The organism is Janthinobacterium sp. GMG2 (assembly GCF_033949445.1).
GTDB lineage: Bacteria > Pseudomonadota > Gammaproteobacteria > Burkholderiales > Burkholderiaceae_D > Janthinobacterium > Janthinobacterium aestuarii.
This window is the reverse complement of sequence record NZ_JAXAWA010000002.1, coordinates 662938-684907: the sequence shown is the minus strand read 5'-3', so window position 1 is coordinate 684907 and position 21970 is coordinate 662938. Positions and strand designations below refer to the sequence as shown.

The window sequence follows — 21970 nt, the reverse complement described above, 5'->3', positions numbered from 1 at the left end:
TAGCTAAAAGTTTGAATATAGCAAAGAGGAATGCGCGCAGGCCACACGCTTAGCCGTACATCTCGGGCTTTGCCGCCAGCGCGAAGGGAATGGCAAACGGACCCAGGAAAGTCACCAGGATGGCACGGATGGCCGTTATTCGTAAGGCGCGGCGTTTGGCAATGAAGAGGCAGGCGAAGGCAGACAGCGACCAGATCAAGGCAGGCAGGTACTCGGTCATCATGAACTCCGGAGGCGCCCTGGAAGGCAGGAAAACCATGCTGACACGGAAATGCGGCCACCGCAATGGCAGATTGGGCATCTGCCTTGCGGTGGATAGGGTCGTAATACGATCAGTGCTGGCCGATCTTCATGATTTTCAGCGCGTTCGTGCCGCCGACCTTGCCCATCGGCTCGCCCCAGGTCAGCACGACGGTATCGCCTTTGGCCACGACTTTATGTTCGACCAGCAAATCTTCCGCCTGCTGCAAGACCTTGTCGCGGTCCGTGCCGGACGTCAGTTCCAGGGTACTGACGTTGCGGTACAGGGCCAGCTTGCGGCGCGTGCCCACGCTCGGGGTCAGCGCCACGATGGGGATGTCGATGTTGCAGCGGCTCATCCACAGTGCCGTGGAGCCCGATTCCGTCAGGGTAGCGATGGCCTTTACGCGCAGATGGTGGGCCGTAAACAGGGCGCCATAAGCGATCGACTGGTCGATGCGCGAGAACGTGGCGTTGAGGAAATCGGCATCCAGCTTGCAGGTGTCCCACTTTTCCGCATCCAGGCAGATGGCGGCCATCGCTTCCACCGTCTCGATCGGGTAGCGGCCCGAGGCCGTTTCCGCCGACGTCATGACGGCGTCCGTGCCGTCAAGCACGGCATTCGCCACGTCGGACACTTCCGCGCGGGTCGGCACGGCGTTGACGATCATCGATTCCATCATCTGTGTGGCCGTGATGGCCAGCTTGTTCGACGCGCGCGCCATCTTGATCATGCGCTTTTGCAAGGCCGGCACGGCCGCATTGCCCACTTCCACGGCCAGGTCGCCACGCGCCACCATGATACCGTCGGACGCGTCGAGAATTTCTTGCAAGGCAGGAATGGCTTCCGCGCGCTCGATCTTGGCGATCATCATCGGCTTGTGATCCCACGCTTCGCCGGCGATATTGGCCAGCTGGCGCGCCATGACCATGTCGGTGGCGTTTTTCGGGAAAGACACGGCCACGTAATCGGCCTGGAAGCTCATCGCCGTTTTCACGTCTTCCATGTCTTTCGCCGTCAGGGCCGGTGCCGACAAGCCGCCGCCCTGGCGGTTGATGCCCTTGTTGTTCGACAACTCCCCGCCGATCTTGACGGTCGTATGGATTTCGCTGCCGACGACTTTGTCGACCGTCAGTACGATGAGGCCATCGTTGAGCAGCAGCACGTCGGCCGTGCGCAAGTCACGCGGCAATTCCTTGTAATCGAGGCCACAGCGCTCGATGTTGCCCAGTTCGCCGTTCTCGCCCCATTTCGCGTCGAGGATGAACTTGGCGCCGTTTTCCAGGAAAATCTTGCCTTCTTCAAACTTGCCGACGCGAATTTTCGGGCCTTGCAAGTCGGCCATGATGGCCACTTCGCGGCCGCACAGGGCTGCCGCTTCGCGCACCATGCGGGCGCGGTCGATATGGTCTTGCGCCTTGCCATGCGAAAAGTTCAGGCGCACGACGTCGACGCCGGCCTTGAACATGCGGACCAGGGTATCGATATCGTTCGAAGCGGGGCCGATGGTGGAAACGATCTTGGTGGCGCGTTGCTGTACTTGCATGGTCATGGTTGCTGCTTTCTAAAATAAGTTGCTACAAGGGCCAGCCTTGTGGGCCGGCCGTCCTGGTGCGCTGGATCAGCGGTACTACGTTCTTACTTGGCCGCCATCAGGGCGACCGTCGTGTCGAGCATGCGGTTCGAGAAGCCCCACTCGTTGTCGTACCACGACGACACTTTCACGAGGCGGCCCGAAACCTTGGTCAAGGTCGAATCGAAATTCGACGAGGCCGGGTTATGGTTGAAATCGATGGAAACAAGCGGTTCCGTCTGGTACGTCAGGATGCCCTTCAGCGCGCCTTCCGACGCCGTTTTCAGCAGGGCATTCACCTCTTCCACCGTCGTATCGCGCTTGGCGATGAACGACAGGTCGACCAGCGAGACGTTAATCGTCGGCACGCGGATGGCGAAACCATCGAGCTTGCCATTGAGTTCCGGCAAGACCAGGCCGACGGCGGCAGCGGCGCCCGTCTTGGTGGGAATCATCGAATGCGTGGCCGAGCGGGCGCGGCGCAAGTCTTCATGCATCACGTCGGACAGCACCTGGTCGTTCGTGTAGGCGTGCACGGTGGTCATCAGGCCCGATTCGATGCCGATGGCGTCGTTCAGTGGCTTTACCAGCGGCGCCAGGCAATTCGTCGTGCACGAGGCATTCGAGATGACCGTATCCGTGGCTTTCAGCACCTGCTGGTTGACGCCGAACACGATGGTCGCGTCCACATCCTTGCCGCCCGGCGCGGAAATGATGACTTTTTTCGCCCCGCCCTTCAGGTGGGCCGACGCTTTTTCCTTGGTCGTGAAGAAACCCGTGCATTCGAGTACCACGTCGACGCCGAGCTCGCCCCACGGAATCAGGGCTGGGTCGCGCTGCGCGAAGACGCGGATGCGGTCGCCATTGACGAGCATATTGTCGCCGTCGATGGTGACGACGCCGGGAAACTTGCCGTGCACCGTGTCGTAGCGCGTCAAATGCGCATTCGACTTGGCATCGCCCAGGTCGTTGATGGCGACGATCTCGATATCCTGCTGCTTGCCGCCTTCATAAAACGCGCGCAAGACGTTGCGGCCGATGCGGCCATAGCCATTGATGGCAACTTTGATGGTCATGCTGTCTCCTTGATGTTTTCTTCTGAGTTCGTAAAGCCACCCAAAGTGCAACTGCTGGGGTCAGACCCGGCGGGTCTGACCCCGGATTTTCGGCGGCTCTGCCCTAAAAATTAACCGCTGTTACGCAAGCCCGCCGCAATCCCATTGATCGACAAATGGATGCCCGTGCGCGCCGCAGCATCCTGCTTGCCCTCACGGAAACGCTGCAGCAGCTCCACCTGCACGTGATTGAGCGGGTCGATATAGGGGAAACGGTTGCGTATCGAACGCTGCATCAGCGGATTGGCTTGCTGTAACTCTTCCTGGCCCGTGATCAGTTTCAAGGCGTCCAGGGTGGCCGCGTACTCGGCGCGTATGCGCGTGAAGATGGCGTCGCGCAAGGCCTTGTCCTTGACCAGTTCCGCATACTTGCCGGCAATGGCGATGTCGCTCTTGGCCAGGACCATATCCATGTTCGACAGCAAGGACGTGAAGAATGGCCAGTCCGTGTACATGCCGCGCAGCACGTCCGCGCCATCGGCGGGATGGGCGGCCAGGTAGGCTTGCACGGCGGAACCGAAACCGAACCAGCCCGGCAGCATCAAACGGCATTGCGCCCAGCTCAAGACCCACGGAATGGCGCGCAAATCCTCGATGGACGTGGATTTCTTGCGCGAAGCGGGACGGCTGCCGATGTTCAGTGCGGCAATCTCGGCAATCACCGTCGATTCCCAGAAATACTGTTCAAATCCATCCGTGCCGTAGACGAGGTCGCGGTAGGCGTTCAGGGCCGTGCCGGACAGCTCTTCCATCGCAGCCAGGTGGCCCGCGCCGGCCGAAGCCTTCGGTTGCAGCTGGGCCTGCGGCAGCAGAGTCGACTGGATGGTGGCGGCCACCAGCACTTCCAGGTTGCGGCGCCCCACTTCCGGGTTCGCATACTTGGCTGTGATGACTTCGCCCTGCTCCGTCAGCCGGATCTGTCCCTGCACGGCGCCGGCAGGCTGGGCCAGGATGGCTTCATAGCTGGGTCCACCGCCGCGTCCCACGGAACCACCGCGGCCGTGGAACAGGCGCAGCTTGATCTGATATTCCTTGAAGACGGTCACCAGCTCGATCTCGGCCTTGTAGAGTTCCCAGCCGGACGTCAAAAAGCCGCCGTCCTTGTTGCTGTCCGAATAGCCAAGCATGACTTCCTGCTGGTCCGCGCGCGAGGCAAGCAAGCCGCGGTAGAACGGCAAGCCGAACGCGCGCGCCATGATGGCGGGCCCGGCGCGCAAGTCGTCGATAGTTTCAAACAGGGGAATGATGTTGACGTCCGCTTCGCGGCTGTCCTGGCGCAGCAAGCCCACTTCTTTCAGCAGCAAGGCCACTTCCAGCAAGTCCGACACGCTGGCCGCCTTCGAGATGATGCAGTTCGGCACCGACTCCTTGCCGTATTTGACGTGGGCTTCGCGCACGGCGCGGAAGATGTCGAGTTCGGAAGTCGTTTCTTCCGAGTACTGCGCATATGGCGACGTCAGCAGGCGTGGCGATTCCAGTTCGGCCAGCAGCAGGCTGATGCGCTGCTCTTCGTCCAGGTCCAGGTAGACGAGACCCGGCTGGGCGCCCGCGAACAGTTCGCCCACGACACGCTCATGCACGTCGGAATTCTGGCGCAAGTCCAGCGGCGCCAGCGAAAAACCGAAGACCTTGACCGCGCGGCGCAGCTGGCGCAAGCGGCCGCGTGCCAGCGCGCGCAAGCCATTACTGACAAGCGAATGCTGGACCACGTCCAGGTCGGCCAGTAGTTCAACAGCCGCGGCGTAAGGCTGCACGCCGTCGGCTTGCTTGCCCTTGCCGGAAAGCACGACGCGCGTGTTTTCCAGACGCGCATGGATGCCATGCAGGGCACGGCGGTATGGTTCGTCGACGCGGTGCGGCGAGGCATCGGCCGAGCGTTCGGCCAGCGCGCGCAGAGGCTCGCTGCAGGCGTTCAATATTTGCGCCAGGGACAGTTGCGAAGCGAGCTTGCGCAATTCGCCGAGGTAAAAGTCGAGCACCTTGTCGGCCTGCGTTTGCAGGGTGCTGCGCAGGATGTCGGCCGTGACGAAGGGGTTGCCGTCGCGGTCGCCGCCTATCCAGCTGCCGACCTTCATGAAATTCGGCAATTCTGCATCTTCCCAACGGGCATCGCGCTGGGCCAGCATCGTTTCCAGCGAGGAATACAATTTCGGCAATTCGCGCAGAATCGTGTGGTCGTAGAACGACAGGCCATTGGCCACTTCATCCATGACGGACAGCTTGCTCGTACGCAGCAAACGCGTCTGCCACAGGGTGACGATGCCGCGGCCCAGCGCTTCTTCGTTTTGCTCGGCTTCTTCCGGCGTCATCTGCACACGGTCGCGCTCGCTCAACAGGCGGGCGATGGCCATCTGGCAATTCTGGATACTCTTGCGCTGCACTTCCGTCGGATGCGCCGTGAAGACAGGGCTGACGAACGCATCTTCAAAGAAGGTTTCCAGCGCATCGGCCTTGCCCGCGTCAAACACGTTGCCGACGGCATGGCTGAGGCTACCCTGGCGCGGCGGCGAACCGGCGATCAAATGGGCGCGCGTGCGGCGAATGTGGTGCTGGTCTTCCGCAATATTGGCCAGCAGCGAGAAATAGCTGAAAGCGCGCGTCAATTGCGTAGTTTCTTCCTGCGACAGCGCTTGCAGCGCGTCCGACAGCTGCGCACGCGCCGCTTCATCATTGTCGCGGCGGAAACGTATGGCCAGCTGGCGCACATGTTCGATGCGCTCGAAGGCGGGGTCGCCCAGATGGTTGCGGATGGCGTCGCCCAGCAGACGGCCCAGCTGGCGGATATCGCTGCTCAGCAGCTCGTCTTTCACTTCATTCATTTGCATGGTATGTATTTCCTGGGGCGGCCATGGCGGCACCGCACAGATTGCGTAGTTCGCGCTTCCCGGCCCGGGAAACGCCCATCGTCGAATTTGTAGTAAATTTACCTTATTGTTTCACCATCCTCTTGATATCCATCAAAAAAAATCCTACTCAAAGGGCCAACAAGGGCTTGCGAGCTATTTACCAGGGCAACAATATGAAAATTTACTACGCATTTAAGCGAAAGGCAATCAACTTTTGTCTTTCGAGGCGGAAAAGTGACGGCGCAACACACACGGCCGGCGCTCTCCTGTATGCTGCGGATGAAACAAGGATGTAATCCACATCTTTCACACACCTGACAAAAACGTAGCGAGCGGATGAGAGTTGTGGCCGAGAAGCGCAGCTGTGCGGATGCACAGTGAGCATTGCAGGCCGCAAATCGCGACGCGCAGTAGCTTTGTCGGGTGTTTACTCTCTACTCCCATGCGACTGACTGCCTATACCGACTACACCCTGCGCACCCTGATGTACCTGGGCGTGCACCGCGACCGCCTCGTCACCATCCAGGACATCGCCGACCTGCATGCCATCTCGAAAAATCATTTGATGAAGGTGGTGCACCAGCTGGGCCTGTCAGGCATCGTGGAAACGGTGCGCGGGCGCAATGGCGGCCTGCGCCTGGCGCGCGATCCGGCCGAGATCAATATCGGCACCGTCGTGCGCGAGACGGAAACCGATTTTTTCATGGCGGAATGCTTCAACAAAGAAAATAATACCTGCCCGCTGACACCCGATTGCCTGCTGAAAGCCAAGCTGGGCCAGGCCACGGCCGCCTTCCTTGCCGTGCTCGACACGGTGACCCTGGCATCGATACTCGAAGCGACGCCGGGCGCGCCAGCGCTGGCGGCCGGCGTGATTCCCCTGCGCGTGGCAAAGTAAGCGCGCCAAAAACAACAATGCCCGGCGAACCGGGCATTGTTTCCTGCAGCGACTAGCTAAAACATCAATGCGCGCTGGCGCCTGCCGCGCCGATGCCCGTCTCCGAACGCATTTGCTGCGCTTCGTAGCCGGCGCGGTCGATGCGCGCGCGCGGGCTCTTGTCGAGCACCGAGAACAGCCAGATGCCGACGAAGCCTGCCGTCATCGAGAACAGCGCCGGCGAGGCGTACGGGAACAGCGCTTCGCCATGGCCGAGCACGTCGACCCACACGGACTTCGACACCACCGTCAGCGCGACGGCCGTGGTCAAGCCGAGGAAGCCGCCGATGGTGGCGCCCCGCGTCGTGCAATCCTTCCACAGCACCGACATGAACAGCACGGGGAAGTTGGCCGAGGCGGCAATGGCGAAAGCCAGCGACACCATGAAGGCGATGTTCTGCTTTTCAAAGGCGATGCCGAGGACCACGGCGATGATGCCCAGCACGATCGTCGTCACGCGCGACACCTTCAATTCATTGGCGCCCGTGGCCTTGCCCTTCTTGATGACGGTGGCGTACAGATCGTGCGACACGGCCGACGCGCCCGACAGGGTCAGGCCCGCCACGACGGCCAGAATCGTGGCAAACGCGACCGCCGACATGAAGCCGAGGAAGACGTTGCCGCCCACGGCCTTGGCCAGGTGCACTGCCGCCATGTTGTTACCGCCCAGCAGCTTGCCCGCAGCATCCTTGAACTCGGGATTGGTGCTCACCAGCACGATGGCACCAAAGCCGATGATGAAGGTCAGGATGTAGAAATAGGCGATCCAGGTGGTGGCCCAGAACACGGATTTGCGCGCTTCCTTGGCGCTCGGCACCGTGAAGAAACGCATCAAAATGTGCGGCAGACCGGCCGTGCCGAACATCAGCGCCATGCCGAACGAGATGGCCGAGATCGGGTCCTTGATGAAGGAACCTGGGCCCATGATGGCTTCCTTGGTGGCGTGCACGTCGACCGACTTGGCGAACAGCGCTTCCGGGCTGAAGTTGAATTGCGCCAGCACGGCAACGGCCATGAAGGTGGCGCCACCCAGCAGCATCACGGCCTTGATGATCTGCACCCAGGTGGTGGCCGTCATGCCGCCGAACAGCACGTAGATCATCATCAAGGTACCGACGAGGACGACGGCGATCCAGTATTCGAGGCCGAACAGCAGCTTGATCAGCTGGCCCGCGCCCACCATCTGCGCGATCAGGTAGAACGCCACGACGACGAGGGTGCCGGACGCGGAAAAGATGCGGATCGGCGCCTGCTTGAAGCGGTAGGCGGCCACGTCGGCAAAGGTGAAGCGGCCCAGATTGCGCAGGCGCTCGGCCATCAAAAAGGTGATGACGGGCCAGCCGACGAGAAAGCCGATGGCGTAGATCAGGCCATCGTAGCCGTTCAGGAAGACGGCGGCGGAAATGCCGAGGAACGAGGCGGCCGACATATAGTCGCCCGCGATGGCCAGGCCGTTCTGGAAGCCCGTGATGCCGCCGCCGGCCGTGTAAAAATCGGAAGCCGACTTGGTCTTCGCGGCCGCCCACTTGGTGACGAACAGGGTGAAGATGACGAAGGCGGCGAACATGATGATCGCCGTCCAGTTGGTCGGTTGCTTGACTGCCTGGCCCAGGTCGGCGCCGGCCGCGAACACGGCGTTGCTGGCACCCAGCAAGGCCAAGGCGCTCAGACAGGACGCTCCGCGCAGCGCATGCTTGGCGGCGCTCATGCTTGCACCCGTGCCTGGATGGCGTTGCTCAGGTCGTCGAATTGCTTGTTGGCGCGGCGCACATAGATGCCGGTGACGAGCACGGTAAACACGATGACGAACAGGCCGATCGGCATGCCCCAGGTCATCACGCCGGCGCCCGTTTTCGTGGCCAGGAATTCCTTGTTGAAGGCGATGAGCAGGATGTAGCCGTAGTACACGAGCATCATCAGGCCCGTCAGCGCCCAGCCGAAGCGGGAACGCACCTTGACCAGCTGATGGTAGCTGGGGTCGCTCTTGATTTTTTGAACCAGATCGTCATGCATTGTGTTGCCTCCTGTTATGTAAAAGCGTGCTCTTTTGTGCGAGCTTGGATTCACAGTACAGCGCGAGGCTTACCCGCCCCTTACGGCAGCGTTTTTTCTCGCGGGGACAACACAAGGCAGGAAGAAAAATCAGTTCAAGGCGGCAGCCGGTCCGAAGAACTCATGGTGCGTCTGCTGTTCCGGCACGCCCAGTTCGCGCAAGTATTGCTTGACGGCCCGCATGAACGGCTGCGGTCCCAGGAAATAGGCGTCGACGTCACGCGAGGCTGGCAGCCAGTTTTTCAGCTGCTCTTTATTCAGCAAGCCGACGGCATCCGGCGCATCGTGCTCGCCACCATGTTCCGCATAGCAGTAATAGCGCTGCAACTGCGGGTGCTGCGCGGCCAGCTCGTCGATCTGCGCGCGGAACGCATGCACGCCGTGGTTGCGCGCCGCGTGGATGAAGTGCACGGGACGCTTGCCGCGCAGGGCCGCCGTCAGCATGGCCAAGGTCGGCGTGATGCCCACGCCGCCGCTGATCAGCACCAGCGGCTTGTCGCTGTCTTTCAGCACGAAGTCGCCCGATGGCGGCGTCAACTGTACGGTGTCGCCCGCCTGCACGTGGTCGTGGAAATGGTTCGACACCTTGCCGCCCGCTTCGCGCTTGACGCTGATGCGGTACGTCTGGCCATTGCTGGCGGCCGACAGCGAGTATTGGCGGCGCATGGGCACGCCATCGACGGTGGCCAGCACGCCGATGTACTGGCCGGGCGCAAAGTCGAGCACGGCCTGGCCATCGGCGGGCGCCAGCAGGAAGGACGTGATCTCGCCGCTTTCCACCGTCTTGCTGCGCACGGTAAAGTCGCGCGCGCCGCTCCAGCCGCCGGGCGCGGCCGCCTGCGCCTTGTAGATGCGCCCTTCTTCGCCAGCCAGGATGTCGGCCAGCTGGCCGTAGGCCGCGCCCCAGGCGTCGATGACGGCATCGCTGGCCACCTCTGCGCCCAGCACTTCGCGGATCGCTTGCAGCAGGCTGGCACCGACCAGCGGATAGTGCTCGGCGCGAATTTGCAGGGCCACGTGCTTGTTGACGATGGTGGCCACCAGGTCACCCAGCGCATCCAGTTGATCGATATGCTTGGCATACATCAGCACGCCATTGGCCAGCGCGCGCTGCTGGTCGCCGCTGTGCTGGTGCGCCTGGTTAAAGTACGGCAGCACTTCCGGATGGTCGCGGAACAGATTCTTGTAGAAGTGGCGCGTCAGCGCTTCGCCACCCTGCTCGAGGATGGGCACGGTGGCCGTGATGATGGCGCGTTGTTCTTGGGTCAGCATGTAAAACTCCTGTGTGGATATGGGTAAGCGGTCTCAGGCCAGCGTCTCTACAGCTGGATATAACTCATGGTCTTCGCGGCGCATGCGCTGGAACAGCGCGTGCAGCACGGTATTGGCTTCGCTGCGGAAGGCTTCCGGTTCGGCTTCCAGGCGCACGGGCGTATTCCAGCGGCCGGCGAAATCAAGGTAGGCGCCGGCGATGCCGTGCATCTCGTTTTCGTACTGGCGCCCCAGCTGGGCCACTTTGGCGACGCCGGACGCTTGCGCGGCCGGATACAGGTAGCGCTGCTCGACGGCCAGGTGCAGCTTGATCAAGCCGCTCATGGCGATGATCTGTTCGGCAATGGCCTGCGCCTGCGCGGCCACACCGCCGCGCGCCAGCTGGCGCAAGTCGTCGATGGCGGCCAGGATGGCCAGATGCTGCTGTTTGAATTTGTCGATATTCATGGCGTTTTTCTCTTGTTGAGTGCGGCCAGTGTAGCGGAATTCGCTTAAACATGCAAATTACATGCATCTTTAAAGCTTCAACGTTTCCTGGAGGAATGTAAATCGACATGCGCCACTATGTGCGGCACAGAACACAAGCTTCCGCGATGCCTGCCTATAATTTGCTCATCACAGCGCGGGCCCGTTTGCGGCCGTGCCGCACCCTCCACTCCAGCCAAGGATGAGCATGAAAAACAAAACGGGCACGGGCCAGGCGCAGCAACTGGCCGGCATCATCAACGAGCACCACACGGAACTGCTGGATGGCTGGATGGCCGGCCTGATCGCCCGCCTCGTGCGGCGCGACAAGATCGCGGAAAACGAGCTGCGCCAGCAGGCATCGCAATTGCTGCCGCTGCTGGCTGGCGCGCTGGAAAGCGGCGACTCGTTCGACATCGAAGGCGGCGCCTGGGACGATACACGCCAGCTGATCGCGGAAATATCGCAGTCGCGCGTGCGCCAGGGCTATTCGCCGATCGACACGGCCAGCTTCATGTTCGCCCTCAAGGAGCCGCTGTTCGGCTACCTGCGCAAGGCGATCACGGCGCAGCCGGAGCAGCTGGGCGACGCCATCGTCAGCACCAGCAAATTGTTCGACGAGCTGGGCCTGCTGACCATCGCCATCTACCAGAAGGCGCGCGAACAGGTGATTCTGCGCCAGCAGCAGGAATTGCTGGAACTGTCGACGCCCGTCGTGCAGCTGTGGCAAAACGTGCTGGCCCTGCCCCTGATCGGCACCCTCGACAGCGCACGCACACAGGTGGTGATGGAGAGCCTGCTGCAAAAGATCGTCGATACGGGCGCGCTGATCGCCATCATCGACATCACGGGCGTGCCGACCGTCGACACCCTGGTGGCGCAGCACCTGCTGAAAACCATCGCCGCCGCGCGCCTGATGGGCGCCGACTGCATTATCAGCGGCATCCGCCCGCAGATCGCGCAAACCATCGTGCACCTGGGCGTCAACCTGGAAGACGTGATGACCAAGGCCACCCTGGCCGACGCCTTCGTCGTGGCCCTGAAACGCACGGGCTCCAGCATCAACTACCAGCAGCAAGCACACTGAGGAGCCTATGGAAAGAATCCCCATTTTACGCATGGGCCGGCTGCTGCTGGTGACGATCCAGGTGGACATGCATGACCGCCTGGCGATGACCTTGCAGGACGACCTGACCACCCGCATCGTGACGGACCGCGCCACGGGCGTGCTGATCGACATTTCCGCGCTCGACATCGTCGACTCCTTCATCGGCCGCATGATCAGCAACACGGCGGCGATGGCGAAAATCCTCGACGCACGCACCGTCGTCGTCGGCATGCAGCCAGCCGTCGCCATCACCCTGGTGGAACTGGGGCTGACCCTGGAAGGCGTGAGCACGGCGCTCAACGTGGAGCTGGGCATCAGGATGCTGGAACGGGGCGGCGCATGCGCATGACGGGGGCGCCATGCTAGGCGCGCAGGCACAGGAGCGGACGCAGACGGGAGGGCCGCAGACGCAGCAGATCCTGCCCCTGCACAGCGACGAAGACGTCGTGCGGCTGCGCAAGCAGGTACGCGACAGCATGGTCGCCATGGGGTTTGGCCTGATCGAACAGACCAAGATCATCACGGCGGCCAGCGAGCTGGCGCGCAACACCCTGCGCTACGGCGGCGGCGGCGAAGCGCGCATCGCGCGCGTCTGCGATGGCGCGCGGCAGGGACTGGAGCTGCGCTTTGTCGATGCGGGACCGGGCATCGACGATATTCCCCTGGCGCTGACCGATGGCTACACCAGCGGCGGCGGGCTGGGACTGGGGCTGGGCGGCGCCAAGCGCCTTGCCGACGCATTTCACATCGACACGGCGCCCGGCGCGGGCACCACCGTCACCATCGCGAAATGGAAGCTGTTTTGAACCACAAGGAACCACAGCCTGACATTCTCAGGCAAAGAAGTTTTCCCATCGGCGAACCGAGCGAGATCGCCGCGGCCCGCCGCGCCGGCAACGAGCTGGCGCGCCGCATCGGCTTCGACGACGTGCGCACGGGCCAGCTGGCCATCATCATCAGTGAAGCGGCGACCAACATCGTCAAGCACGCACAGCGCGGCGAAATCCTGCTGCGCAAGGTGCTGCGCGGCGGCACCAGCGGCATCGAAGTGCTGGCCATCGACAACGGCCCCGGCATGGCCAATGTACGCCAGCACATGCAGGATGGCCATTCCACCACGGGCACCTATGGCGTGGGGCTGGGCGCGATACGCCGCCTGGGCCAGGAATTCGACCTGTACACGGCGCCTGGCAAGGGCACGGTGCTGATGGTGGTGGTCTGGGGGCAGCACGCCAGCAGCGCCATCCCCGCCCATCCGAACTGGCGCATCGGCGCCGTGTGCCTGCCGCTGGCCTCGGAACAGGTGTGCGGCGACGCCTGGAACGTGGTCTGCGAAGGCCATGAACTGAGCCTGATGGTGGCCGATGGCCTGGGCCACGGCCCGTTGGCGGCGCGCGCCTCGGAACGCGCCAGCGCCTTGCTGGAAACCGACACGCCCGGCTTGCCGCCCCTGCCCGCCCCCTTCATCGAACTGGCCCACGGCGCCCTGCGCACGACGCGCGGCGCGGCCATGGCGGTGGCGCATATCGACAGCGCGCGCCGCGAATTGCGCTATGCGGGCGTGGGCAATATCGCCGCCTGCGCCTTCGATGCGCAGCAGCGCCGGCATCTGCTGTCGCATAACGGCATCGTCGGCAGCAACCTGCGCAAGGTGCAGGAGTTCTGCTATCCATGGCAGCTGGGCACGACCTTGATCATGCACTCGGACGGCTTGCACACGCGCTGGGACCTGGAACAGTATCCGGGCCTGGCGCAATGCCACCCCAGCCTCGTCGCCGCCGTGCTGTACCGCGATTTTGCGCGCGGGCGCGACGACGTCACGGTGGTGGTGCTGCGCGAACATGAGGAATGCCAGGCCGTCACCGCGGAAAGGAGCGAAACAGCATGACGCAACGCATATTGACGGCCCATATCGGCAGCGAACTCGATGTGGTGGGCGCACGCCAGCGCGCGCGGCAGATCGCGGCCCTGTGCGGTTTCGGCGTGCAGGACCAGGTGCGCATCGCCACGGCCGTGTCGGAACTGGCGCGCAACGTCTACAACTACGCCGGCAGCGGCAAGGTGCATTTCGCCATCGACGGCCAGACGGCGCCGCAGGTGCTCAGCATCCGCATCGAAGACCAGGGCCCCGGCATTGCGCAGCTCGACAAGATACTGGCCGGCACCTACCGCTCGCCGACGGGCATGGGCCTGGGCATCCTGGGCGCCCAGCGCCTGATGGACCGCTGCCATATCCACAGCACGCCCGGCGAAGGCACGCAGATCACGCTGCACAAGCTGTTCCCGCGCGACGCGCGCCTGCTCGACGGGAGCATGATCGGCACGCTGTCCGGCAGCCTGCAGGCGCTGCCTTCGGATATTACGCTGTCCGAAGTGCAGCAGCAGAACCGCGAGCTTTTGACCACGCTGGCCGAACTGAAGACGCGCCAGGACGACCTGCTGCAGCTGACGCGCGAGCTGGAAGACACCAACCGCGGCGTGGTGGCGCTGTTCGCGGAACTCGACGAAAAAGCCGACCACCTGCGCCGCGCCGACCAGATGAAATCGCGCTTCCTGTCGAACATGAGCCATGAATTCCGCACCCCGCTCAGCTCCATCCGCGCCCTGTCCAAGCTGCTGCTCGACCGCATCGACGGCGAGCTGTCGGAGGAACAGGAAAAGCAGGTGATGTTCATCCTGCAAAGCGCCGTCAGCCTGAGCGACCTGGTCAACGACCTGCTGGACCTGGCCAAGATCGAGGCGGGCAAGGTCGACGTGCACGCCAACAGCTTCCAGGTGGCCGACCTGTTCAGCGCCCTGCGCGGCATGCTGCGCCCGCTGCTGGTGTCCGAGTCGCTCACCCTGACCTTCATCGACCCCGACCCGGCGCTGCACATCCATACGGATGAAGGCAAGCTGTCGCAAATCCTGCGCAACTTCATCTCCAACGCCCTCAAGTTCACCGAGGCCGGCGCCATCGTCGTCAGCGCCACGCCCTTGCCGGAGCAGGACGCCATCCGCTTTTCCGTCTCCGACACGGGCCTGGGCATCGATGCCGAAGACGTGCAGCTGATCTTCGAGGAATTCAGCCAGGTGGAAAACCACATGCAGCGCAAGGTCAAGGGCACGGGCCTGGGCCTGCCCCTGTGCCGCAACCTGGCCACCTTGCTCAATGGCACGGTGTCCGTGGAAAGCACGCCTGGCGAGGGCTCGCTGTTTTCCGTCGTCCTGCCCACCAGCTACCATGCGCCCGAAGGCAGCCTGCCGCCATGCGCGCCGGCCAACGACAATGGCAACGACCAGCGCGTCGCCGTGCTGGTGGTGGAAGACAATCCGCCCGTGCGCCTGCTGTATGAAAAATTTTTGGCCGGCAGCGAATTTCGCGTCGTTCCCGCGCGCAGCGTGCGCGAGGCGCAGGAGCGCTGGGAACAGCAGCGCCCCGCCGCCGTCATCCTCGACATCCTGCTGCACGGCGAAACGGCCTGGCACTGGCTGGCCGAGCTGAAAAACGACCCGCTGCGGCGCCAGGTGCCCGTCATCGTCGCCACCGAGATCGACGACGTGCGCAAGGGACTGGCCCTGGGCGCCGAGGCCTACTACATCAAGCCGCTGTCGCGCCAGCAATTGCTGGCGACCCTGCGCGCGCTGATCGGCAATACACATCACCGGCAAGAGCCGGCTCCGCCGCAAGGCACAACCACATGGGACAATGCGCATGCTACCGGATAACAACAGCGATGCTCTGATCCTGAACGTCGATGACAGCGACGGCGCACGCTACGCCAAATCGCGCATCCTCAAACGCGCCGGCTTCAAGGTCATCGAAGCCTCGAATGGGGGCGACGCGCTGCTGCGCGCCCGCCAGGACCGCCCCAACCTGATCCTCCTCGACGTCAAGCTGCCCGACATCAACGGCCTGGAAGTGTGCCGCCAGCTGAAGGGCGGCGCCGAGACGAACACCATCCTGGTGCTGCAGACGTCCGCTTCCTGCATCGGCACGGCCGACAAGATCCGCGCCCTCGATGGCGGCGCCGACAATTACCTGGTCGAGCCGATCGAGGCCGATGAACTGATCGCCAACGTCAAGGCGCTGCTGCGGCTGGGACGGGTCGAGCGCGCGCTGCGTGACGTGGACCGCCGCAAGGATGAGTTCCTGGCCACCCTGGCGCACGAATTGCGCAACCCGCTGGGCCCCATCCGCACGGCGCTGGCCCTGCTGTGCAAGCTCGACCCCGTCGTGCCGGCCGTGCAGGACAACGCACGCCGCACCATCGGCCGCCACACGGACCACCTGGTGCGTCTGGTGGACGACCTGCTCGACGTGTCGCGCATCTCGCAGGGCAAAATCTCGCTGCAATGGGAAAGCGTGAGCCTGGCCAGCGTGATCCGCAGCGCGCTGGAAACGAGCTCGCACAGCGTCGAGGCGCGCGGCCATGCGCTGGACGTGAACCTGCCCAAGGAAGAGCTGTGGGTCTGCGGCGACGCCGTGCGCCTGTCGCAGATCGTCGCCAACCTGCTGCTCAACGCGGCCAAGTTCACGGCGCCGGGCGGGCGCATCGCCATCACCGCCGTGCGCGAAGGCGACAATGTGCGCATCCGCCTGAGCGACAACGGCATCGGCATCGCCGCCGCCAGCATCGACAGCATCTTCGGCCTGTTCGAGCAAAGCGGCCACTCGCCCGACCGGGTGCAGGACGGCCTGGGCATCGGCCTGTCGCTGGTGCGCAACCTGGTGACCTTGCACGGCGGCCAGGTCAGCGTGCACAGCCCCGGCGTGGGGCTGGGCAGCACCTTCGAAGTCATCCTGCCGCTCGACGCCAACCTGCCGCAGCCGGCCGCGCCAGCGCCGGAGGCGGCCACCGGCGGCAGCCAGCGCATCCTCGTCGTCGACGACAACTGCGATGCGGCCGACACCCTGGCCGAACTGCTGGAAATGTACGGCCACACGGTGCGCACGGCCTACACGGGCACGCAGGCGACCGAGCGCACCCTGGAATTCAAGCCCGACATCGTCTTTCTCGACATCGGCCTGCCCGACATGAGCGGCTACGACGTGGCCGTCAAAATGCGCCAGCTGCCGATACCGCAGCAGTTCCTGCTCGTGGCGCTGACCGGCTATGGCCAGGAACACGACCGCCAAGCGGCCCTGGCGTCGGGTTTCAACGAACACTTCGCCAAGCCTGTCGATTTTGGCAAGCTGGCCATGCTGGGATTGCATATCGCACCGTGAGCGCGGTGGCGGCTGCGTGTTGCCAGGGCGTCCGCTATAATCGGCGGCCGCCCCACCACTGGAATCACGCCATGAAAACCCGCACGCCGCTGCTGCGCATCACCATGATACTGGGCGCCCTGCACGCCCTGCTAGGCTGGCTGCTGCTGCCTGCCCTGCCCGTCGGCCTGGCCGGCTGGCTGCTGGGCGGCGTCGTCTTGCTCGCCTCGACCATGCTCATGCCGATGACCATCTTCGCCCGCGCCGTCACCAACAATGGGCGCCTGGCCGACCGCTTGAGCTGGGCCGGCTCGCTGTGCATGGGATTTTTTTCCTCGCTGTTCGTGCTGACCGTGCTGCGCGAGCTGCTGATGCTGATTCCCGCCGCCCGCCCGCACGCGCAGGCGTCCGCGGTGGCCGTCCTCGTTCTGGCGCTGCTGGCCACCGCCGTCGGTTTCATCAACGCCCGCAAGGTGGCGCGTGTGCGCGAAGTGACGGTGCCCATCGCCGGCCTGCCGGCCGCCTTGCAGGGATTGACCATCGTGCAGCTGAGCGACATCCACGTGGGCGCCACCATCAAGCGCGCCTACGTGGAAGCGATCGTCGCGCGCGCCAACGGCCTGCGGGCGGACATCATCGCCATCACTGGCGACGTGGTCGATGGCACGGTGGCGCAGCTGGGCAGCCATACGGCGCCGCTGGGCGAGCTGCGCGCGCGCCATGGCGTCTTCCTCGTGACGGGCAACCACGAATACTATTCGGGCGCCGCGCCGTGGGTGGCGGAATTCCGCCGCCTGGGCTTGCGCGTACTGATGAACGAGCACACGGTGCTCGAACACGACGGCGCGCGCCTGGCGCTGGCCGGCGTCACCGATTTCAATGCGGGCAGTTTCGACCCGGCCCAGAAAAGCGACCCGCAAACGGCCATCGCCGGCGCGCCAGCCGATCTCCCCCGCATCCTGCTGGCGCACCAGCCGCGCAGCGCGCCCGACGCCGAAGCGGCCGGCTACGACCTGCAACTGTCGGGCCACACGCACGGGGGACAGTTCTGGCCATGGAACCTGTTCGTGCCGCTGCAGCAGCCCTACGTGGCCGGCCTGCACCGGCAAGGCCGCTTGTGGATTTACGTGAGCCGTGGCACCGGGTACTGGGGCCCGCCGAAACGCATCGGCGCGCCGGCGGAGATTACGAGACTGAGGCTGGTGGCGGCGTAAGCGTTACTCCGCGCAGCTGGCCATCCACGCCGCGAAACGCGCCGCCACGGCCGGCGGATTCAAACGTGCCATCGCGCCTTCCACCGCTTCGCTGTCACTGACCTCGAACAGCAGCACGAAATCGTCGCGCTGCGCGCCCGCGCCAAAACAGCCTTCGGCATCGAGCTGCGCCAGCGCCGCGATGCAGGCGTCGAACACGCCGGTATGGAAGGTGGTGAAATCGACGTCGAAGGGCAAGTCGCGGTGCGCCTGCAGCAGCAAGCGGTAGGCGCTGTCGAAATACGCGACCCCGTCCTCAAACGCCCATTCCGCCGGATTCCACAACATCTCTTCACCGTACTCCGAGGCGGCCAGCGCTTCGCGGCTGTTGGCCGCCGGGCCGATGGTCATGGCGCTGTCGTCGCTGACGAGCGCGTAAGCGTTGATGTGCTGATCGGGATGCGCACGGCGCACGGCAGCGAAAGCACGGCGCGCGGCGTCCGCCACCAGGGTGTGCAGCAGCGCGAAATCAAAGACGGCCGGGTCGATGAGCATGGCGCGCGCCAGGGTGTGGCCACCGGCGACAGCTGCATCGCAATGGGACAGATAGGCAGCCTGCGCTTCGGCGACGCTCGCATACTGCGTGCGCGTCTCCTCGCCCCAGGTCATGGCCGCACCGGCGGCCGTCCACACGGTGGTGCCGAACACGCGCACTTCCTGGAAGCGGGCCGGCTGGTCATGGTCAAAGGTATAAAACAGGCTGTAATTGCTATGCATGAGAATTTTTCATCGGTTAATCGGGCCGCATCTGCGCGGCGAAATCGCGCTGGCGGAACTGCTCCAGCAAAAAAACGACGAACACGCGCGTCTTCGCGGGCAGCAGTTTCTTGCTCGGATAGTACACGGACAGGGGGCCGGAATCGGCATGCCAGCCGGGCAGCAGCCGGACCAGGGCGCCGCTGCGCAAATGGGCCAGCGCATGCGGCATGGGCAGCAGCGCCACGCCAACGCCGAGGATGGCCGCCTGCGCCATCGCTTCCGGATCGTCGAAGATGGCGCGCGGACGGTATTCGGCCACGCCTTCGCCGCCCACGCCGTCGCGCAGTATCCAGCTGCGCAATCTGCCGCTGCCGGCCGAGCGGCGCGCCACGCCGTCGAATTGGGCCAGATCCGAAGGATGCGTGGGCATGGTTTTGCCCCGCATGAAGGCGGGCGACGCCGTGGCGACGATGTGGGCGTGGCCCAGTTCGCGCGCCACCACGCCCGGCGTCAATTCGATGCCACCGCCGATGGCCACGTCAAAACCTTCGCCGATCAAGTCCACTTGCCGGTTGTCGAAATGGCAGTCGGGGATGACACCTGGATAGCGGGCGATGAAGTCGCCCAGCAGCGGCACCACGTAGCTGCGCCCGAACGATGGTGCCATGCTGATTTTCAGTATGCCGGCCGGCTGGCCGCCCTCTTCCGCCACGCCGGCGATCGCTTCGCGCAAGGTGGACAGGGCGCCGCCTATCTGCTGCAGGAAGCGTTCGCCCCCTTCCGTCAGGGTCAAACGGCGCGTGCTGCGCTGGAACAGCCGCAACCCCAGGCTCGCTTCCAGCCGCGCCACGTTCTTGCTGACGGCCGCAGGAGTCAGCCCCAGGCGGCGCGCGGCGGCCGAAAAGCTGCCCAGCTCGGCAGACAGCACAAACGATTGCAAGTGATTGAGGGCGTCCATGCCTGTATTCTACCCGCTCATTTGATACTCAAGGTTGAAAGTGATTGTAGCGATTCATGGCTAGCGCGGCAGGAATGAAAGGCAGATACTGAATTCCTCGACTCCCCACTTTGAAAGCTCATCATGCAAACCCAAGCCACCACCAGCACCTCCCTGCCACTGCAAGACAAGATCGCGTTCGTGACGGGCGGCTCGCGCGGCATCGGCGCCGCCATCGTGCGCCGCCTTGCCAGCCAGGGCGCCAACGTCGTCTTCACCTATCAAAGTTCCGCCGCCGAAGCGCAGGCGCTGGCCGCCAAAGTGGAAGCGGCCGGCGGCAAGGCCTTGGGCGTGCAGGCCGATGCGGCCAACGCCACCGCCCTGACGGCCGCCATCGCCAAGGTGGCGGCGCAGTTTGGCCGTGTCGACATCCTCGTCAACAATGCGGGCGTGTTCCTGCCCGGCACCATCGACGACTTTTCGCTGGAAGACTTCGACAAGACCTTGAACGTCAACGTGCGCGCCGTGTTCGTCGCCATCAAGGCGGCCGTGGCGCACATGCCGACGGGCGGGCGCATCATCAACATCGGCAGCACGAATGCGCACCGCATGCCGTTCGGCGGCGCGGCCGCCTACGCCATGAGCAAATCGGCGCTGAGCGGCCTGACGCAAGGCCTGTCGCGCGACCTGGGCCCGCGCGGCATCACCATCAACAATGTGGAACCGGGCCCCGTCGCCACGGACATGAACCCGCCGACGGGCGACTTCGCCGACCTGATGCACGGCCTGATGGCCCTGCCCCGCCACGGCACGGCCGATGAAATCGCCGGCATGGTCGCTTACCTGGCCAGCGCGGAGGCGGCGTTCGTCACGGGTGCCGGGCTGAAGATCGATGGCGGTTTTGCCGCCTGATCGAGTCCGAACATCAGCGAACGGTGCGCCGCCACGCCCGCCATGGCGCCATCGGCCACCGCGAACGCCACGCTGCCCGCCATGCGGCCCGCGTCACCGCAGCAAAAGACACCAGGCACGCTGCTGGCCTTTTGCTCGTCGGTGCGCACGAACGGTCCCATGAGCCCATCTTCCAGCGCGCAGCCCAATTCACCGGCCAGGGAACTGGCCAGGCGGGTGCGGGTCGCCACGAACAGGCCGGCCATCGCGTGGCGGCTGCCGTCCGCCGTGACCACGTCGGCCACCGCGTCGATCCGCGCCACGGGCGTACGCACCAGCTTGACGCCGCGCGCCTCGAGTTGCGCCAGCTGCGCCGCATCAGGCTCGAACGCGCCATTGAGGAAAAAAGTGACCGTGCCCCAGTCGGGCAGCATCAGCGCATGGTGCATGGACAGGGGGCCGGTGGCCAGCACGCCGATGGCGCCCTGCTCCAGTTCATAGCCGTGGCAATACGGGCAGTGAAAGACGCTGCCGCCCCAGCGCTCGGCCAGGCCATCGACGGGCGGCAGTTCATCGATCACGCCGGTGGCCAGCACGAGGCGGCGGCCGTGCACGACATGGCCGTCCGCCAGGGTCACGCCGAAGCCATCGCCATCGCTGCTGGCCGCGGCCTGCACGGCCATGCCGTCCCGCCAGGTGACGGTGGCATACGCCATCAGCTGCGCCTTGCCCTCGGCCGCGATGGCGGCCGTGCCGCTGCCGTCCTGGGTCAGGAAACCGTGGGAATGGCTGGCGTAGCGGTTGCGGCGCTGGCCGCCGTCGATCACCAGCACGCGGCGGCGGGCGCGCGCCAGTTGCGTGGCGGCGGACAGGCCCGCGTAGCTGCCGCCGACGATGATGGCATCGAACGGGATGCCAGGCGATTCAGGAATGTGCATGTGGTGCTCCTTTGTGGGTGGCGTATTGTTGGCTGAAACGGTCGGCCAGGTCGGCCAGGGTGACGGCGCCAAGGCGCTGGATCAGCAGCGCCTCGGCTTCATCGAAGGCGCCGGCCAGCGACTGGTTGACAACCTGCTCGACCAAACAGCCCGGCTGATCGACACGGTTGCCCATGGCGAAGATGGTGGGCGAACCCACGGCCACGTAGATGTCTTGCAGGGTCACCTTGTGCAGGTCGCAGACGATGCGCCAGCCGCCGCCATGGCCCTTGTCCGACGCCACGTAGCCGCGCTCGCGCAAGCCGGCCATCACGCGCCGCACCAGCACGGGGTTGGTGTCCAGGTAAGCGGAGAGTTCCTCGGACGTCATCGGGCGCCCCGCGTGGGCCATGTGCAGCAGCACATGGAGGATCGATGATAGTTTGCTGTCGCGTCTCATGTAACTAATGATAGTA

21 protein-coding genes are annotated in these 21970 nt (G+C 64.3%); 9 read left to right on the top strand and 12 right to left on the bottom strand.

Annotated features, from left to right (window positions below; all coding sequences use genetic code 11):
* Positions 1-49: 49 nt before the first annotated feature.
* The 4 genes from SKZ59_RS09100 to ppc all read right to left on the bottom strand — a co-directional run bounded on the left by SKZ59_RS09100 (position 50) and on the right by ppc (position 5754).
* Complete coding sequence (locus tag SKZ59_RS09100; protein ID WP_319991467.1) at positions 50-220, bottom strand: hypothetical protein; 171 nt, start codon at positions 218-220, stop codon at positions 50-52.
* Between the two features lie 112 nt (positions 221-332).
* Entirely contained in the window at positions 333-1793 is a 1461-nt protein-coding gene (gene pyk / locus SKZ59_RS09095; protein ID WP_080698726.1) for a pyruvate kinase, read from the bottom strand.
* A gap of 86 nt (positions 1794-1879) precedes the next feature.
* Positions 1880-2890, bottom strand: a complete 1011-nt coding sequence (gap, locus tag SKZ59_RS09090; RefSeq protein ID WP_034755750.1) for a type I glyceraldehyde-3-phosphate dehydrogenase — start codon at positions 2888-2890, stop codon at positions 1880-1882.
* Positions 2891-3000: 110 nt separating this feature from the next.
* Positions 3001-5754 carry a phosphoenolpyruvate carboxylase gene (ppc, locus tag SKZ59_RS09085; protein ID WP_319991466.1) on the bottom strand — a complete coding sequence of 918 codons (2754 nt, stop codon included), beginning with the start codon at positions 5752-5754 and terminating at the stop codon, positions 3001-3003.
* 463 nt (positions 5755-6217) lie between these two features.
* On the opposite strand from ppc, the gene SKZ59_RS09080 reads away from it, so the two are divergent.
* Positions 6218-6673 (top strand): RrF2 family transcriptional regulator, encoded by a 456-nt coding sequence (locus tag SKZ59_RS09080; protein WP_034755746.1) that lies wholly within the window; start codon positions 6218-6220, stop codon positions 6671-6673.
* A gap of 64 nt (positions 6674-6737) precedes the next feature.
* On the opposite strand, the gene SKZ59_RS09075 is transcribed toward SKZ59_RS09080, so the two are convergent.
* The 4 genes from SKZ59_RS09075 to SKZ59_RS09060 form a co-directional block, all read right to left on the bottom strand.
* Entirely contained in the window at positions 6738-8420 is a 1683-nt protein-coding gene (locus tag SKZ59_RS09075) for a cation acetate symporter (RefSeq protein ID WP_319991465.1), read from the bottom strand.
* Complete coding sequence (locus SKZ59_RS09070) at positions 8417-8725, bottom strand: DUF485 domain-containing protein (RefSeq protein WP_034755744.1); 309 nt, start codon at positions 8723-8725, stop codon at positions 8417-8419. The genes SKZ59_RS09075 and SKZ59_RS09070 overlap by 4 nt, the downstream gene beginning before the upstream one ends.
* 129 nt (positions 8726-8854) lie before the next feature.
* Complete coding sequence (gene hmpA / locus SKZ59_RS09065; protein WP_319991464.1) at positions 8855-10036, bottom strand: NO-inducible flavohemoprotein; 1182 nt, start codon at positions 10034-10036, stop codon at positions 8855-8857.
* A gap of 33 nt (positions 10037-10069) precedes the next feature.
* Positions 10070-10483: a hemerythrin domain-containing protein gene (locus tag SKZ59_RS09060; protein WP_070302663.1), complete on the bottom strand. Its 414-nt coding sequence runs from the start codon at positions 10481-10483 to the stop codon at positions 10070-10072.
* Between the two features lie 226 nt (positions 10484-10709).
* Between SKZ59_RS09060 and SKZ59_RS09055 the strand changes: the two genes are divergently transcribed.
* The 7 genes from SKZ59_RS09055 (at position 10710) to SKZ59_RS09025 (ending at position 18011) form a co-directional block, all read left to right on the top strand.
* The gene (locus SKZ59_RS09055; protein ID WP_319991463.1) at positions 10710-11588 is read left to right on the top strand and encodes an STAS domain-containing protein; all 879 of its coding nucleotides are present in this window, start codon (positions 10710-10712) and stop codon (positions 11586-11588) included.
* Between the two features lie 7 nt (positions 11589-11595).
* Positions 11596-11958 carry an STAS domain-containing protein gene (locus SKZ59_RS09050; RefSeq protein WP_319991462.1) on the top strand — a complete coding sequence of 121 codons (363 nt, stop codon included), beginning with the start codon at positions 11596-11598 and terminating at the stop codon, positions 11956-11958.
* Positions 11959-11968: 10 nt separating this feature from the next.
* On the top strand, positions 11969-12415 hold the full coding sequence (locus SKZ59_RS09045; RefSeq protein WP_070302665.1) for an ATP-binding protein: 447 nt from the start codon (positions 11969-11971) through the stop codon (positions 12413-12415).
* Positions 12412-13497 carry an ATP-binding SpoIIE family protein phosphatase gene (locus tag SKZ59_RS09040; protein WP_319991461.1) on the top strand — a complete coding sequence of 362 codons (1086 nt, stop codon included), beginning with the start codon at positions 12412-12414 and terminating at the stop codon, positions 13495-13497. Before SKZ59_RS09045 ends, SKZ59_RS09040 begins: the two co-directional genes overlap by 4 nt.
* Positions 13494-15317 (top strand): ATP-binding protein, encoded by a 1824-nt coding sequence (locus SKZ59_RS09035; protein ID WP_319991460.1) that lies wholly within the window; start codon positions 13494-13496, stop codon positions 15315-15317. Before SKZ59_RS09040 ends, SKZ59_RS09035 begins: the two co-directional genes overlap by 4 nt.
* Positions 15304-16818, top strand: coding sequence for a response regulator (locus tag SKZ59_RS09030; RefSeq protein WP_319991459.1), 1515 nt, complete (start codon positions 15304-15306; stop codon positions 16816-16818). The genes SKZ59_RS09035 and SKZ59_RS09030 overlap by 14 nt, the downstream gene beginning before the upstream one ends.
* Positions 16819-16889: 71 nt before the next feature.
* Positions 16890-18011 carry a metallophosphoesterase gene (locus SKZ59_RS09025; RefSeq protein ID WP_319991458.1) on the top strand — a complete coding sequence of 374 codons (1122 nt, stop codon included), beginning with the start codon at positions 16890-16892 and terminating at the stop codon, positions 18009-18011.
* Between the two features lie 3 nt (positions 18012-18014).
* Here the strand turns inward: SKZ59_RS09025 and SKZ59_RS09020 are convergent, their stop codons facing one another.
* Together SKZ59_RS09020 and SKZ59_RS09015 are read right to left on the bottom strand one after the other, a co-directional pair.
* Positions 18015-18767, bottom strand: coding sequence for a DUF4303 domain-containing protein (locus SKZ59_RS09020; RefSeq protein WP_319991457.1), 753 nt, complete (start codon positions 18765-18767; stop codon positions 18015-18017).
* A 16-nt stretch (positions 18768-18783) separates the two neighbouring features.
* Positions 18784-19707 (bottom strand): LysR family transcriptional regulator, encoded by a 924-nt coding sequence (locus tag SKZ59_RS09015; protein ID WP_319991456.1) that lies wholly within the window; start codon positions 19705-19707, stop codon positions 18784-18786.
* 123 nt (positions 19708-19830) lie between these two features.
* Here SKZ59_RS09015 and SKZ59_RS09010 point away from each other — a divergent pair, with 123 nt between their 5' ends.
* The gene (locus SKZ59_RS09010; RefSeq protein ID WP_319991455.1) at positions 19831-20598 is read left to right on the top strand and encodes an SDR family oxidoreductase; all 768 of its coding nucleotides are present in this window, start codon (positions 19831-19833) and stop codon (positions 20596-20598) included.
* Here SKZ59_RS09010 and SKZ59_RS09005 read toward each other — a convergent pair.
* Together SKZ59_RS09005 and SKZ59_RS09000 are read right to left on the bottom strand one after the other, a co-directional pair.
* Positions 20526-21515 (bottom strand): NAD(P)/FAD-dependent oxidoreductase, encoded by a 990-nt coding sequence (locus SKZ59_RS09005; RefSeq protein WP_319991454.1) that lies wholly within the window; start codon positions 21513-21515, stop codon positions 20526-20528. The two genes, SKZ59_RS09010 and SKZ59_RS09005, sit on opposite strands and share 73 nt — an antisense overlap.
* Positions 21502-21954 carry an Rrf2 family transcriptional regulator gene (locus SKZ59_RS09000; RefSeq protein WP_319991453.1) on the bottom strand — a complete coding sequence of 151 codons (453 nt, stop codon included), beginning with the start codon at positions 21952-21954 and terminating at the stop codon, positions 21502-21504. Before SKZ59_RS09000 ends, SKZ59_RS09005 begins: the two co-directional genes overlap by 14 nt.
* Between the last annotated feature and the right edge of the window lie 16 nt (positions 21955-21970).

Excerpts from the sequence above, each read along its gene's own strand:
- SKZ59_RS09100 (WP_319991467.1), bottom strand. The coding sequence starts at position 220 with ATGACCGAGTACCTGCCTGCCTTGATCTGGTCGCTGTCTGCCTTCGCC.
- pyk (WP_080698726.1), bottom strand. The coding sequence starts at position 1,793 with ATGACCATGCAAGTACAGCAACGCGCCACCAAGATCGTTTCCACCATC.
- gap (WP_034755750.1), bottom strand. The coding sequence starts at position 2,890 with ATGACCATCAAAGTTGCCATCAATGGCTATGGCCGCATCGGCCGCAAC.
- ppc (WP_319991466.1), bottom strand. The coding sequence starts at position 5,754 with ATGCAAATGAATGAAGTGAAAGACGAGCTGCTGAGCAGCGATATCCGC.
- SKZ59_RS09080 (WP_034755746.1), top strand. The coding sequence starts at position 6,218 with ATGCGACTGACTGCCTATACCGACTACACCCTGCGCACCCTGATGTAC.
- SKZ59_RS09075 (WP_319991465.1), bottom strand. The coding sequence starts at position 8,420 with ATGAGCGCCGCCAAGCATGCGCTGCGCGGAGCGTCCTGTCTGAGCGCC.
- SKZ59_RS09070 (WP_034755744.1), bottom strand. The coding sequence starts at position 8,725 with ATGCATGACGATCTGGTTCAAAAAATCAAGAGCGACCCCAGCTACCAT.
- hmpA (WP_319991464.1), bottom strand. The coding sequence starts at position 10,036 with ATGCTGACCCAAGAACAACGCGCCATCATCACGGCCACCGTGCCCATC.
- SKZ59_RS09060 (WP_070302663.1), bottom strand. The coding sequence starts at position 10,483 with ATGAATATCGACAAATTCAAACAGCAGCATCTGGCCATCCTGGCCGCC.
- SKZ59_RS09055 (WP_319991463.1), top strand. The coding sequence starts at position 10,710 with ATGAAAAACAAAACGGGCACGGGCCAGGCGCAGCAACTGGCCGGCATC.
- SKZ59_RS09050 (WP_319991462.1), top strand. The coding sequence starts at position 11,596 with ATGGAAAGAATCCCCATTTTACGCATGGGCCGGCTGCTGCTGGTGACG.
- SKZ59_RS09045 (WP_070302665.1), top strand. The coding sequence starts at position 11,969 with ATGCTAGGCGCGCAGGCACAGGAGCGGACGCAGACGGGAGGGCCGCAG.
- SKZ59_RS09035 (WP_319991460.1), top strand. The coding sequence starts at position 13,494 with ATGACGCAACGCATATTGACGGCCCATATCGGCAGCGAACTCGATGTG.
- SKZ59_RS09030 (WP_319991459.1), top strand. The coding sequence starts at position 15,304 with ATGCTACCGGATAACAACAGCGATGCTCTGATCCTGAACGTCGATGAC.
- SKZ59_RS09025 (WP_319991458.1), top strand. The coding sequence starts at position 16,890 with ATGAAAACCCGCACGCCGCTGCTGCGCATCACCATGATACTGGGCGCC.
- SKZ59_RS09020 (WP_319991457.1), bottom strand. The coding sequence starts at position 18,767 with ATGCATAGCAATTACAGCCTGTTTTATACCTTTGACCATGACCAGCCG.
- SKZ59_RS09015 (WP_319991456.1), bottom strand. The coding sequence starts at position 19,707 with ATGGACGCCCTCAATCACTTGCAATCGTTTGTGCTGTCTGCCGAGCTG.
- SKZ59_RS09010 (WP_319991455.1), top strand. The coding sequence starts at position 19,831 with ATGCAAACCCAAGCCACCACCAGCACCTCCCTGCCACTGCAAGACAAG.
- SKZ59_RS09005 (WP_319991454.1), bottom strand. The coding sequence starts at position 21,515 with ATGCACATTCCTGAATCGCCTGGCATCCCGTTCGATGCCATCATCGTC.
- SKZ59_RS09000 (WP_319991453.1), bottom strand. The coding sequence starts at position 21,954 with ATGAGACGCGACAGCAAACTATCATCGATCCTCCATGTGCTGCTGCAC.